The 13141-nt window shown below is 72.1% G+C and carries 6 protein-coding genes; 3 read left to right on the top strand and 3 right to left on the bottom strand.

The window, feature by feature from the left end:
* Nucleotides 1-16 precede the first annotated feature (16 nt).
* The gene (locus tag WMF43_RS30575; RefSeq protein WP_437670049.1) at nucleotides 17-940 is read right to left on the bottom strand and encodes a hypothetical protein; all 924 of its coding nucleotides are present in this window, start codon (nucleotides 938-940) and stop codon (nucleotides 17-19) included.
* Between the two features lie 186 nt (nucleotides 941-1126).
* The gene (locus WMF43_RS30580) at nucleotides 1127-5122 is read right to left on the bottom strand and encodes a protein kinase domain-containing protein (RefSeq protein WP_437670051.1); all 3996 of its coding nucleotides are present in this window, start codon (nucleotides 5120-5122) and stop codon (nucleotides 1127-1129) included.
* Between the two features lie 86 nt (nucleotides 5123-5208).
* On the opposite strand from WMF43_RS30580, the gene WMF43_RS30585 reads away from it, so the two are divergent.
* Nucleotides 5209-6780, top strand: a complete 1572-nt coding sequence (locus WMF43_RS30585) for a serine/threonine-protein kinase (protein WP_437670053.1) — start codon at nucleotides 5209-5211, stop codon at nucleotides 6778-6780.
* 97 nt (nucleotides 6781-6877) lie between these two features.
* Here the strand turns inward: WMF43_RS30585 and WMF43_RS30590 are convergent, their stop codons facing one another.
* On the bottom strand, nucleotides 6878-7951 hold the full coding sequence (locus WMF43_RS30590) for a class I SAM-dependent methyltransferase (protein WP_437670055.1): 1074 nt from the start codon (nucleotides 7949-7951) through the stop codon (nucleotides 6878-6880).
* Nucleotides 7952-8331: 380 nt separating this feature from the next.
* Between WMF43_RS30590 and cysS the strand changes: the two genes are divergently transcribed.
* Entirely contained in the window at nucleotides 8332-9870 is a 1539-nt protein-coding gene (cysS, locus tag WMF43_RS30595) for a cysteine--tRNA ligase (RefSeq protein ID WP_437670057.1), read from the top strand.
* A 696-nt stretch (nucleotides 9871-10566) separates the two neighbouring features.
* Nucleotides 10567-13113: a LamG-like jellyroll fold domain-containing protein gene (locus tag WMF43_RS30600; protein ID WP_437670059.1), complete on the top strand. Its 2547-nt coding sequence runs from the start codon at nucleotides 10567-10569 to the stop codon at nucleotides 13111-13113.
* The last annotated feature ends 28 nt before the right edge of the window (nucleotides 13114-13141 follow it).

The raw sequence follows: 13141 nt of genomic DNA on the forward strand, positions 1-13141 counted from the left end.
ACGGGAGACGGGGTTGTCAGAGCAAACCGCAACTGCCGTAGAGCGGAACGATATCACTGTCGTGTAGTTCGGTCCGGATCGTCTCCGAGTACGCGGGGGCTGTGATCTGACCGAGCAGAGGACCAAGGACCGCGGCCAGCGGGAACGAGCCGCACGTCTGGTCTCCGTTCGCGTCCTCCGTGCAGGCCAGATTGCACAGCCCGACGAAGGAGACCCCGCACAGCAGCGACGTGTGGCCGCAGAGGCGCTCCAGCACGAGCAGGTTGAGGTCGAGCGGGCAGCTCAGCGACAAGCCCGAGAGGACCCCCGAGAGATCGGGATCGATGCACGCATAAGCGACGGTCGGCCTGTCCAGGAAGGCGTTGCCAAACATGGTGGCATCCCGAACGTTGAAATTGACGAACGGCTCCTCGTCCCTGGAGCACGCGAGCGAGGAATGGCGACCCTCCAGCAAGATTTCGACGTGTTCGCCGGATCCGTTCAGGTGCTGAAAGAGGCACGCCGAGACCCAGCGCTGCTCCGAGGTGGCGAGCCCGCGCCCGGCCCACTCCGGCGCGAGGCCGAAGGCGCCGTAGAACTTCTTGCCGTCCGGACCCTGCACGACCTGGCCGTCGGACAGGGCGCAGCGGACCGTGTGGTCGAGCACGCTCCTTCCAGCCTCCGTGTCGAGCAGGGGCGTCGCGGTCAGCACAGCGCCGCTGAGGAGCGGACCTCCGCCGAGCGCGCGGAGGGCCGCGCGGTTCTCCGGCGCCCAGAAATCAGCTGGATCCAGGCCGTTGAGGCCGATCGGGACCGTGTAGCGGATGCGCTGGCTCATCACCTCCTCGGCCACCTCGGCCGGAAGCTCATCCGAGGGCGCCGAGGTGTCATCCGGGCCGATGCACCCCGGCATGAACACACCTGCGCCCAGGATCCCCAAGGTGATGGATCTAATTAGCATTCTGATCTTCCTCCGGAGGTCAAACGGAGCCGAGAGTGCTCCTCACCGTTCGGCCCAACATTACGCCTTGTTACATTTTTCCGAAAGGCACGCAACTCCGGAAAGGGGCGATTCCTCGCACACGGCGCGCAAAAGAGACCTTTACGGAAGCTCCCGATCAGGACGAGGAGAACACCCTTTGTTGTATCAGGGTGAGAGGGTTGGTGGAGCGTCCGGACTCCGCGGTAGATCCGCGAGCGCGCGCTCCAGCTCGTCGAAGCGAGGCAGCCACATCGGGCACTCGGCCCGGTGCTCTCGCGCGCTCGCGAGGGCGCCTCGGGCCTCATCGCTACGTCCTTGACGAAGAGCCACTCGAGCACGCCAGTAGAGCATTCGCACCATCGTCTCTATCGAGAGCTGCTCTCGCGCGAGCTGGATGGCCTCGCTCCACGTCGGGGGCGGCGGGCTGTGCGGGCGGAGCCCGAGGTCCGAGAGGACCAGCCGGAGCAGCGCGTAGTCCGGCATGTCGCGCGGCCCGAGCTCGCAGGACCTCTCGACCCAATCGACGAGGTGGTTCGCCTCTTCGTACTCGTCGAGCGAGAGATGAATCGCGGCGAGCAGGATCGCCGTCTGGGGCATCGGGCGGTCCGAGGACTGCTCCTCCAGCCACCTGGCGCGCCTCGCGAGCGCCTGCGCTTCCCGCTGCCTGTCGCTCCAGTAGAGCAGCACGGAGACGTTGTAGGAGGCGACCTTCTCCAGCCACGGATTGCCGAGCTCGCGCGCCAGGTCGACGGCGCGGCGCATGTCGTCGACCGCCCCCGGCAAAGACCACCGCAAGGCCCACAGCGCGATGCGGTTGATGTACGCCGCGCAGAGGTGGAACAGGTCGCCGGCCGCCGTCAGCTGGTCGATGAGCTGGCGGAAGGCGGGCTCGGACTCCTCCAGGCGGCGCGCGGACGCGAGCTGGAAGGGCAGCATCATCAGGGCGAGGACGCGAGCGTCGTAGTCCCCGAGCTCCGCGGCGCGCTCGGCGCAGGCGGTGAGCTCCGCGATCGACTCCTCGAGCCGCCCTCGCCGCCACAACGTCCGGGCCTCGGCGACCCGGAGCCGCAGCTCGAGCACGGGCGAGCGCTCCGCCTCGACGAGCGGCCGCGCCTGCTCCACCCGCCGCGCCGACGCCTCGAACTCGAACGCCCAGTCGAGCGCGGTCGCGTCCTCCAGCAAGAGCGTCGCCGTGAGGCGGGCGTCTCCGAGCGACTCGGCCAGCGAAAGCGCGTCGCCGAAATCGGCGCGGGCCTCCTGGACGCGGCACAGGCGGTACCGGCTCCTGCCGCGGCCGGCGAGCGCGCGCGCGCGCCGGCGCGCGTCGCCCTCCTCGATCACGTGGAGCGCGGCGTCGTAGCTCTGGTCCGCCTCGACGGTGCGGTGCCGCGCGGACGCGAGATCGCCGAGCGCGAGGTAGGCGTCGGCGGCGTCCGCGCGCTCGCCGCACGCGGCCGCGTGGCGCGCGAGCGCGCGCAGCGCGCCCGACGATCCGCCGGCGGACTGCGCCCTCCAGTACGCGAGGGCGCTCCGGTGGATCTCGGCGCGGTGCTCCGGGTCGAGCATCTCGTACACGGCCTCCTGGAAGACCGCGTTCTGGAACGCGTGCCACTCGTCGGCGCGGCCGCCGCGATCGCGCTGCAGGACCCGCCGCTCGACCAGCGCCGAGAGCCCGAAGCCCGCGTCGACCATCGTGCCGACGGCGCCCGCGCGCTCGAGGCCGTCGAGCACCGCCTCGAGCTCGACGCGGTCGAACGACATCCCGAGCGCCGAGCAGACGCGGGCGCACGCCGCGAGCTCCGACGGCAGGTCGTCGAGCTGCCGCGCCGCGAGCCACTGCCACGCCGGCGAGGGCGGCAGCGCCTCGACCTCCGCCGTGGCGACGTAATAGCCGCCGCCGGCCCGCTGGCGCACGACGCCCGCCTCCTTCAGGGAGCGGACGATCCGCCGCAGGCAGTCCGGGTTGCCGCCCGCCCAGTCGGTCAGGCGGCGGAGGGTCTCCGCGGGCGGGTACTCCGCCGGCAGGAGCAGGCGCGAGGCGAGCTCCATCGCCGGCTTCTCCGCGAGCGGCGCGAGCGTCGCCCGGGTGTGGCGCTGACAGCGCTGGCCCCAGCCGGGGCGGGCCTGCTCGAACGGGGGGCGCGCGGCCACCACGGCCCAGAGCCGGATGCCCTCGCCGTCCAGCGTGGCGTACTCCAGGGCGCCCAGCAGCACGTCGTCCGCTTGATGGGCGTCGTCGAGGACCACGGCAAGGGGGCCGAGGCGCGCCCGGCCGCGGAGCGCCTCGGCGAGCGCGAGCATCAGGACCTGGCGGGACGCGCCGGGCGACTGGGCGCTCCTCGCGGAGCTCCAGCCGAGCGCCGCCGCCACGGCCTCCCAGGCCGCGTCGCCGAGCGCCTCGCCGAGGCGCTCCACGCAGAAGGCCCGCGGGTCCGGGGGCCTCTCGTCGGGGGCGTCGAGCGCGACCCGCAGGAGCGCGCGCACCGCCTGCGCGGCGCCGCCGTGGATGGGGTGGAGCGCGCGCACCGCCGCGACGCACACGTCCGCGGCCGTCACGCCCGCGATGCTCGCGGCCTCGGCCGCGAGGCGGGTCTTGCCCAGGCCGGCGTCGCCGATCATCGTGAACAGGCCGGGGCACGTGCCGTCGAAGGCCTCGGCCGCGCTCGCGGCGAGCGCGGAGAGCACGTCGTCGCGGCCGAGCAGCGGCGGCTCGCCGGCGCTCGCCGGGTCCAAAGGCGGCATGGACGGGCTGCCTGGCGGCGTGGGCGCGCTGCCCGGCGGCGTGGGCGCGAGCACCTCGTCGGGCATCGCGCGCTGGAACTCGTCGGTCATCGCGAGGCCACACCACGGCTCGGGAGGCAGCCACGTCTCGGGGCGCTCGACCGGCGCGCCGTAGACCGCGTGCAGCCCGCCCGGCGCCCGGCGGAGGCGCACGCTGGCCAGGTGCAGCCCCACGCGCACGCCGCCGGCCTGCGCGAGCTCGCGCGCCGCGGCGATCGCGGCGCGGGCCGGGTCGTCGACGTCCCTCGCCGGGAACACGGCCACGCAGCGGCTCCCGCGCTGCCGCGCGAGGAACCCGCGGCGGGCGTTCACCGCCGCCATCACGAGCGGCGCGCCCGCCTCGGCGTACAGCAGCGCGACCGGCTGGCGCCCCTCGGCGGCGGCCGCGGCCGCGGGGCCCACGAGCCGCCGCGACGACCGGGGCGCGGACGGCGGGGGGATGGTGTCGGCGGGCGGCCGCGCGCGCAGCGCGCGCCGGAGCGCGGCGGCGCTCTCGGGGCGGCGGCTCGGGTCCTTGGCGAGGCACGCGAGCGTGAGCTCCTCGAGCGCCTCGGGGACCTCCGCGAAATCGCCCGGGCGCGGCGGGCGCAGCGCGAGGTGGCCGTGCTCGATCGCGTCCTCGCCCCCGACGAACGGCGGGCGCCGCGTGAGCAGCTCGAACAGGATCACGCCGAACGCATAGAGATCCGCGCGCACGTCGGCCTGCGCGGCGTCGCCCCGGAGCAGCTCCGGGGCCATGTACTCCGGCGTGCCCACGACGTCGCCGGCGCGCGTCGCGGCGAGGGTCTCGCCCGCGTCGCCCGCGTCGCCGACGCGCTTCGCCAGGCCGAGGTCGAGCAGCACCGCGCGGCCGCTCGCGCCGATCAGGAAGATGTTCTCGGGCTTGAGATCGCGGTGGACGACGCCGCGCGCGTGCGCCGCCTCCAGCACCGCGAGGATCGCGTCCGCGCGCTCGACGGCGCGGCCCGGATCGAGCGGCGCGGGCAGCGCCGCGAGCTCCTCGGCCAGCGTCAGGCCGAAGAGCCGCTCCATCGCGATGTACGGGCGCCCGTCGGCGAGCTCGCCCGAGCCGTACAGCTGCGCCACGTGCGGCACCCCGACGCGCTCGAGCAGCGCGGCCTCGCGCCGGAACCGCACGCGGACGGCCCGCGTCGCCTGGCGCGCCACCTTGACCGCGGCCGGGGCCTCGTCGTCGTCGCGCTGCGCGGCCCAGACGTCGGCGAAGCCGCCTCGGCCGAGCGGACCGAGCAGCGTGAAGCCCTCGACGCGCGGCGTCGCGCGCTCCTCGTCGCCGTTCCCGCGGGGCGGCGGCGTGAAGCCGTCGCGGGCGCATGACGCGCCGGGAAGGAGCCGCCCGTGGCATACGGCACAGCGGTGCATTGTCCGGCTCTCGATGACAAAGCAGAGCGTCGGGTTGGACGCCGGCGTAGGGCTACAGTAACGCGCGATGTCAGCGGCTGTCATGTATGAACAAGCGACCCGAAGCAGATGAGTCGCCGCCTCGCGCGGCGCCGGCCGAAGCGCCCGCCGCGGTCGAAGCGCCCGCCGGGGACGAACCGGCGGCGGGCTCGGCGCCGACGTGGGACCAGCGCACGTTCGACACGCGCGACCGAGACGGCGACCATCCCAGCATCCCGGCGGCCGCGGCGCTGAGGGCCGGCGAGTACCTGCTCGACGGCGTCATCGCCGAGGGCGGGTTCGGCGTCGTCTACCGCGCGGTGCACGCGACGAAGGGCACGCCGGCGGCCGTGAAGATCATGCACGCGGAGCTGATCACGCGCCCCGACGTGGTGATGCGCTTCCAGCGCGAGGTGGACGCGATCGGGCGGATCCGGCACCCGAACGTGGTCGAGATCCTCGACGTCGGGCGGGTCGAGGACGGGCGGCCCTACTTCGCGATGGAGCTCCTGCAGGGCAGGAGCCTCGAGCAGCACCTGTTCTCGCGCGGCCGGCTCCCGGCGGACGAGGCGCTCGCGATCCTCGACCCGCTCTGCAGCGCGCTCGCCGCGGTGCACGCGGTCGGGATCGTCCACCGGGACGTGAAGCCGTCGAACGTCATCCTGTGCGAGCAGGGGGCGGGGATCAGGGTCGTGCTGCTCGACTTCGGCATCGCGAAGCTGCTCGACACGACGGAGCTCGCGCTCACCTCGTCGCGGCACGTCGTGGGGACCCCGGCGTTCATGTCGCCCGAGCAGCTGCTCAACCGGCCGGTCGACATGCGGACCGACGTCTACGCGCTCGGCGCCCTGCTCTACACGATGATCGCGGGCTCCATGCCCTTCTCGGCGAGCGCTTACCCGGTGCTGCGGCACCTGCACCTGCACCAGGCGCCGCCCCGCCCGAGCCTGCACGCGCCGGTCGATCCGGCCTTCGACGACATCGTCGTGCGGGCGATGAGCAAGGACCCCGCGGGTCGCCACCCGGACGTGACCACGTTCCTGGAGGAGGTCCGGGCCGCCACGGCGCGGGTCGCCCGCACGGAGACGAAGGTGGCCGGGCGCATCCGGCGGCTCGCGATCGGGCTGCTCGTCGAGGTCCTCGCCGAGCTCCGCGCGCTCGAGGCGCCCACCGACTCGTTCTTGACCGACTTCGAGTCCGTGCTCCCGCAGGTGATGACCGAGCTCTCGGCCGCCGGCTTCGCGACCCTCGCCGTCACGAGCACGAGCGTGCTGCTCGCGGCGGACTGGCCGCGCGACGAGCGGGAGGCCGCGGAGGCGCGGCGCCGCGCGATCTCGGCCGCGCTCTCGCTGGCCGAGCGCCTCGATCGGTCGAGCGGCCACGACCGGCGGGTGGGGGTCCGCTTCTGCCTGCACGCCGGCGAGGTGGTGGTGACCGAGGACGGCTCCGTGGTGGGCGGGAACGTGCTCGAGCTCTCCTCGTGCCTGCCGGACACGGCGGAGCAGGGCGTCTACGCGTCGCCGGCCATGCTGGAGGGCCTCGGCTTCACCTCGCACCGAGCCACGGGGGCGCCCGGCGCGTCGATCCCGATGCGCCGCGTGGCCGCCCGGCAGCCGGCCGGCCCCGCGGAGCCCGCCTAGGCTGCGCCGGGCGAGCGCGGCGCGGCGCCCGCCGGCGCGGCGCCCGCCGGCGCGGCGCCCGCCGGACCGAGCCGGGCGCCGCCTCTCGCGATCTCCGTCAGCGGGCGGGCTTGACGAACTTGAGCGTCATGCGGTCGCTCTCGCCGATGGCCGCGTAACGCGCGCGGTCCTTCTCGCCGAGCCGGAAGTTCGGCGGCAGCGTCCAGACCCCTTCCGGGTAGTCCTTCGTGTCCTTCGGATTGGCGTTCACCTCGGACTTGGCGCCGAGCTTGAAGCCGGCCGACTCGACCTTCTGGATCACCCACGGCTCCGGGAGGTATCCCTGCTTGGCGCTCTCGTCGGGGTTCGCGTCGGGCTTCGCGCGGTGCGCGACGACGCCGAAGACGCCGCCCGGCTTGAGGGCCTTGAACACCTCCGCGACATAGGTGTCGAACTTGCCGTTCCGGTGCCAGTTGTGCGCCTCGCGAATGGCGAGCACGAGGTCGACCTTGCCCTCGATGCCGAGCTTCGGCGTGTCTCGGTCGATCACGACGACCTCGACCTTGCCGAACAGGTCGGGCGACTTCTCGAGCATGCGCTTCAGCCGCTTGCCATAGAGCGTGTTGCGCGACTCCGCGGGGCCGTTCGGGTCGAAGGACGTGACGATGAGCTTGCCCTTCTTGGAGAGCACCGGCGCGAGCAGCTCCGTGTACCAGCCCTCGCCGGCCCCGAGCTCGAGCACGGTGCTCGTCGGCTTCAGGCCGAAGAACTCCAGGGTCTCGACCGGGTGCCGGGCCGGGTCCCGCTCGGCGTTGCCGGGCGTGCGGTGCTTGCTCTTGAGCGCCGCGCGCAGCGCCGCGCCGGTGTTCGGGTAGTTGGCCGCGACGAGCGCCTTCACCTCGGCCTTGAGGGCGTCGTTGAACCGCGCCGCCTCCTCCGCGGCTTTGGCCTCCATGGCCTTCGTGTCCTCTTCGAGCTTCGCGAGCTCCGCCTTCTTCTTCTCCTCTGCCGGGTCTGCCTTGGGCGGCGCCGCCGCCTCGGGCTGCGCGGTCGCCGGCGCCGCGGGCGGGGGCGCCGCGGGGGCCGTCGGGGCGGCGGGCGCGGCGCCGCTCTCGACGGGCGGCGGGGTGGACGCGCACGCAGCGAGCGCGCCGGCGAGGACGAGCAGGATGGATCGGGAAGTACAGTGCATGCCGGCGTGCCTAGACTGAAGGACGTACGGCCGCAAGCGGCGACCACGGGCGGGCAGGCCGTCGGACGAGGCGACGAGGCGACGAGGCGCGAGGCGCGAGGCGCGAGGCGCGAGGCGCGAGGCGCGAGGCGCGAGGCGCGAGGCGCGAGGCGCGAGGCGCGAGGCGCGAGGCGACCAAGCGACCGCTCGACCCCGCGCGAGGTGAAGAACCGAATCCGCGCGCGGCGCGGCGACATCGCAGCGCGGGGCCGCCGTCCAGGTTTCCCGGCATGCAGCGCTGTCGGGCGTCATCGGCCCACGGATCGGCGCGTTGACCCGCTGGCGCGCCCAGGGTAGCGTACGCGGTCCCCCGAGAAGCCCGCACATCACGCAGGTCGCCGATGCCGCTCAAGGTTCATAATACGCTCACGAGGAAGAAAGAGCTCTTTGTCACGGCGCAGCCGAAGGTCGCCCGCATCTACACGTGCGGTCTCACCGTCTATGCCCCGATGCACATCGGTCATGCGCGCACCTACTCCTTCTGGGACGTCTTCCGCCGCTACCTCGAGTACCGCGGCTATCACGTGGTGAGCATCATCAACTACACGGACATCGACGACCGGATCATGCAGCGCGCGAACGAGCGCGAGGGCGCGATCGACGTCGCCGAGCGGAACATCGCGGCGTTCCGGCGCGACTGCCGCAGGATCCATATCAAGGACTACGCCGTCTACACGCGCGCCACCGACTTCGTCGACGAGCAGGTCGACATGGTGAAGCGCCTGATCGGCAAGGGCCACGCCTACGCGGTGAACGGCGAGGTCTTCTACGAGGTCAGCACCTGCCCGTCGTACGGAGAGCTCTCGGGCCGCAAGGTCGAGGAGCAGGAGGTCGGCGCGAGCGGGCGCGTCGAGGAGGACTTCGCGCGGAAGCGGAGCCCCGCGGACTTCACCCTGTGGAAGCCGAGCGAGGCGAGCCAGCCGAGCTGGCGCACGGGGGAGGACGCGTGGCCGGCGGGGCGCCCGGGCTGGCATATCGAGTGCTCCGCGATGAGCACGGCGCTGCTCGGCGACCACTTCGACGTCCACGGAGGGGGCATCGACAACATGTTCCCGCACCACGAGAACGAGATCGCGCAGAGCGAGCCGCTCTGCGGGAGGCCCTGGGTGCGCTACTGGCTCCACCCCGAGCACCTCGATCTCAAGGAGGTGAAGATGTCGAAGAGCCTCGGGAACGTCATCAGCGTCGAGGAGCTCGTCTCGAGGCACGGGCACGACGAGGCGCGCTGGTTCTACGTGACGCACCACTACCGGTGCAAGCTCCCGTTCAGCTGGGAGCTGCTCCAGCAGGCGTCGCAGGGCTACGCGCGCATCAAGAAGCTCGCGTCGGTGCTCGCCGAGAAGCTGCGCGGCGGCGCGGAGGAGCCGCTCGCCCCGGGCGTGTACGCCTCCCAGCGGTCCGAGGACGAGCGGATTCCGCGGATGCGGCACATTTACACCCACGGTCAATTCGGGGAGCACACCGAGCGCTTCATCACGCGCTTCATCGAGGCGATGGATGACGACCTGAACACGCCGAACGCGGTGGCCGCCTTCTTCGACTACGTGGGCGCGCTCTACTCGGCGGGGATCGAGCAGTGCGGCGACCGCGCCTCGCTGCTCGCCGTGTACCGCGCCATCACGCGTCACCTCGCGGTGTTCGGGGTGGAGATCGCAGAGCCGGCGCTCTATCCGGCGCTCGTCGTCGACTACGCGCTCCCCCCGGCGGAGGGCGCGGGCGGGCGCGGGGGCGACGCCGCCGTCGACCGGCTGATCGCGCTGCGCCAGGCCGCGCGCAAAGCCAAGGACTTCGCCAAGGCGGACGCCATCCGGAACCTGCTCACCGAGGCCGGCGTGGTGCTCGAAGACACGCCGCAGGGCCCGCGCTGGAGCGTCGGTTAGTCACGCCTCGGTCGTCCGTCGCGCGGCGCCGCGGCGCCCGTTGATCCCCCTCCCCCTCCCCTCCGCTCGTCAGGTCCCCCTCATCCCTCATAAGGAGGGCCGGCCTCCTGGCGCCTCACTCGTCAGGTGCCCCTCCCTAGAAGGAGCGCCGGTCTCTCGCGTCACTCGTCAGCAGGTGCCCCTCTCCATAAGGAGCGCCGACCTCCTGGCGCCTCACTCGTCAGGTGCCCCTCCTTATAAGGAGCGCCGGCCTCCCGCGTCACTCGTCAGGTGCCCCTCCTTATAAGGAGCGCCGGCCTCCCGCCTGCTTTTGAGGAGGGCGGTATGGCGCGATCAATGACAGGCGCGCGTCGTTCGAGACGAACATCGCCGCATTTCGACGCGCGCTCTAGGCGATCGCGTTGGAAGCTTGCTGGTCAGGGGTCAGGCGCCTGCAGCCTGATGTATGAGGAGATTGTGCCAGGTGTGCCAGCATCGGATCTCCGAGACATGGCCACGTGTTCACACCGGCAGCGCGTCAGGGGAAAACTCGCTGCTTAGACCGGGCACATCAATTGCCAACTGACTGAATCGCAACAGCGCCCAAGCCCGAACAGCCCAGTCGGGTCCGATGGACGCCTGCTCCGTCACCGGTCGCAACCTGCGTTGCGACCGGCGGGCGCTCGTGCAGGTAACTCCTACCCAACGAGAACGTAGATGCGGAACCTCTCCTTCGGCTTCGCCCACCCTCTATCAATCAAAACCAGCTCGGCTGCGGTCCTCGCCCTGTTCGCCGTGGGCGTCGCCGCATGCGGAAGTTATGGCGCGGATGAAGGTGCATTCGACGACGCAGCGCAGACGCTCGACGAGCAGGGCGGGCCGATCGGCAGCGCCGTCAGCGTCGGCGTGAGCTCCAGCGTCGGCACCGGCGGCTTCGGCACCGGCGGCGGTGGCACCGGCGGTGATACCGGCACGGGCGGCTCCGGCACCGGCGGTGATACCGGCACCGGCGGCGGCGAGGGCGGCGGCGTCGTCGACCCGCCGCCCGTATTCGGGCCGCCGGGCGTCGGCTTCTGGAAGTTCGACGATTGCGACAGCGCGACGACGACCCTGAGCGACTCGTCGGGCAATGGCAACGACGCCACCCGCTCGACCGGCGCCGCCTGCGTCGCGGGCATCAGCGGCCCGGGGGTCGAGTTCAATCACAAGAACGACACGGTCACGGTCGGCGACGATCCCTCGTTCACGTTCGGCAAGAACCTCGCGGTGGCCGCGTGGGTCAAGCCGACCGCGGTCACGGGCACGCAGGTCATCGTCCAGGAGCGGGGCACGGGCTCGAGCGACACGAGCTTCACGCTCAGCATCAAGAACGGCAGCGCGCAGTTTGCCGTGAGGCTGAGCAACAGCCAGACGATCACCTCCTCCGCGAAGATCGACGCCAACGTGTGGACGCACGTCGGCGGCATCTACGACGGCAGGTTCGTGCGCCTCTTCCTCAACGGCGAGCAGTTCGGGCAGATCAGCGTGCCGAGCGCGGCCACGGTCACGCTCAACGACATCAGCGCGCCCATCCATATCGGCCACAACCCGCAGAACACGAACCAGCGCTTCAAGGGCCTCATCGACGAGGTGTGGCTCTCCGCCAGCCCGTCGACCGGCGCCACGATCGCCGAGCTCTCCTGCATCAAGCAGCCCGCGACGATCGCGGTCACCCCGCCGACCGCCGGCCCGGTCCCCGCGAACACGCCCGTGTCGTACGATATCGCGGTCACCAACAACAACGTCGGCGCGTGCGGCAACGCGAACTACTTCCTGAGCATCTTCGGCGGCGCCCCGGGCGTCAACATCTTCCCGGACACGACGTTCGTCCCCGAGGTCGCGTCCGGCAGCACGGCCCACTTCCCGGTCACGGTCAGCGGGACCGAGGAGGCCGAGCCCGGCGTGCACGAGATCCCGTTCCAGATCGACGACTTCTTCGTGGGGGAGTTCATCGGGTCAGGCTCGCTCAGCTTCGAGTCGGCCGCGCCGACCGGCTGCTTCGTCCGGACGGGCCGGGAGCTCTTCGTGAAGCACCTCAGCGTGGTCGAGGATCCCATCCGCACGACGTTCGACGGCCCGCCGGAGGACCCCCGCACGGGCGCGTGGACCTTCGCGAAGCTGATGGAGGACATGGCGCCCACGCCGGAGGCCGCGCCGGCCATGGTCGAGCAGCTGTTCGATACCTGGCGGACCGATCAGGTCGTGAACGGCTTCACGATCCCGGCGCGCCCCGCCATCCAGAACGCCGTCTTCGATTTCTGGCCGAGGAGCCCCGACGGGTCGCTCGATCTCAAGCAGGCGCCGCTGCGGCTGCTCGGCATCGTCAACCGGATCGACGTGCGGAACCTCGCGGAAGGCAACGCCGGCGAGGGGCGGTTCGTGTTCAACGTCGTCGGGGGCTTCGAGCAGCAGTTCACCGTCATCCTCGAGTACAAGCTCCCCGCGTCGACCGAGGCCGACGTGCTCCAGTGGGCGAACGACTGGCACGCGCTCGGCAACCTGCCCTTCCCGTCCGAGGAGTACAACGCGGCCCTCCAGGCGATCACCACGCGGTTCGCCGGCCGGAACGCCGCGCCCGGCAAGCCGAACGGGAGCTCGCTCGGGCAGCTCCGGACGAACGAGATCTCGCTGGCGCCCGTGTGGGAGCTGCGCGAGTTCAACCTCTCGCCTGTCACCGGCTTCCTGGAGCCGACGACGGTGAAGCTCACGCCGGACCTCAGCTTCGACGGGACGGCCACGCTCGCGGACTTCGTGAACCAGAACGAGGCCGCGATCGTCGCCGAGCAGCACACGGTGCCCGAGACGTTCCAGGGCGCGCCGTTCCTCGCCGGCGCGATCCTCAACAACCTCACGGCGTGGCGGGCGCCGGGCATCGTGAACAACGAGGCGCGGCACAAGTTCTCGCTCAACACCTGCAACGGGTGCCACGGCTCCGAGGAGACCGGGACCGGGTTCCTCCACGTGTTCCCGAGGCCGGTGGGCGGCGAGGCGCAGCTGTCGGGCTTCATGACGGGCATCACCATCGGTGACCCGGTGACCGGCGAGCCGCGCACCCTGAACGACCTGGGGCGCCGGAACGCGGATCTGAAGGCGCTCGTCTGCGAGCCTGCCCCGACCGCCGTCGGGGAAGCCGAGGGCGCGCCCGGCTCCCGGCTCGCCGCGCCGGCCAGCAGGGCCGCCAGCCGCTCGGCGTTCATCCGCCGCGGCATCGGCCGCGTCCACTGAGACCCCGCCGCGCGGCGCGGCGAGCGTG

It is taken from the genome of Sorangium sp. So ce131 (assembly GCF_051519095.1).
Taxonomy (GTDB): domain Bacteria; phylum Myxococcota_A; class Polyangia; order Polyangiales; family Polyangiaceae; genus Sorangium.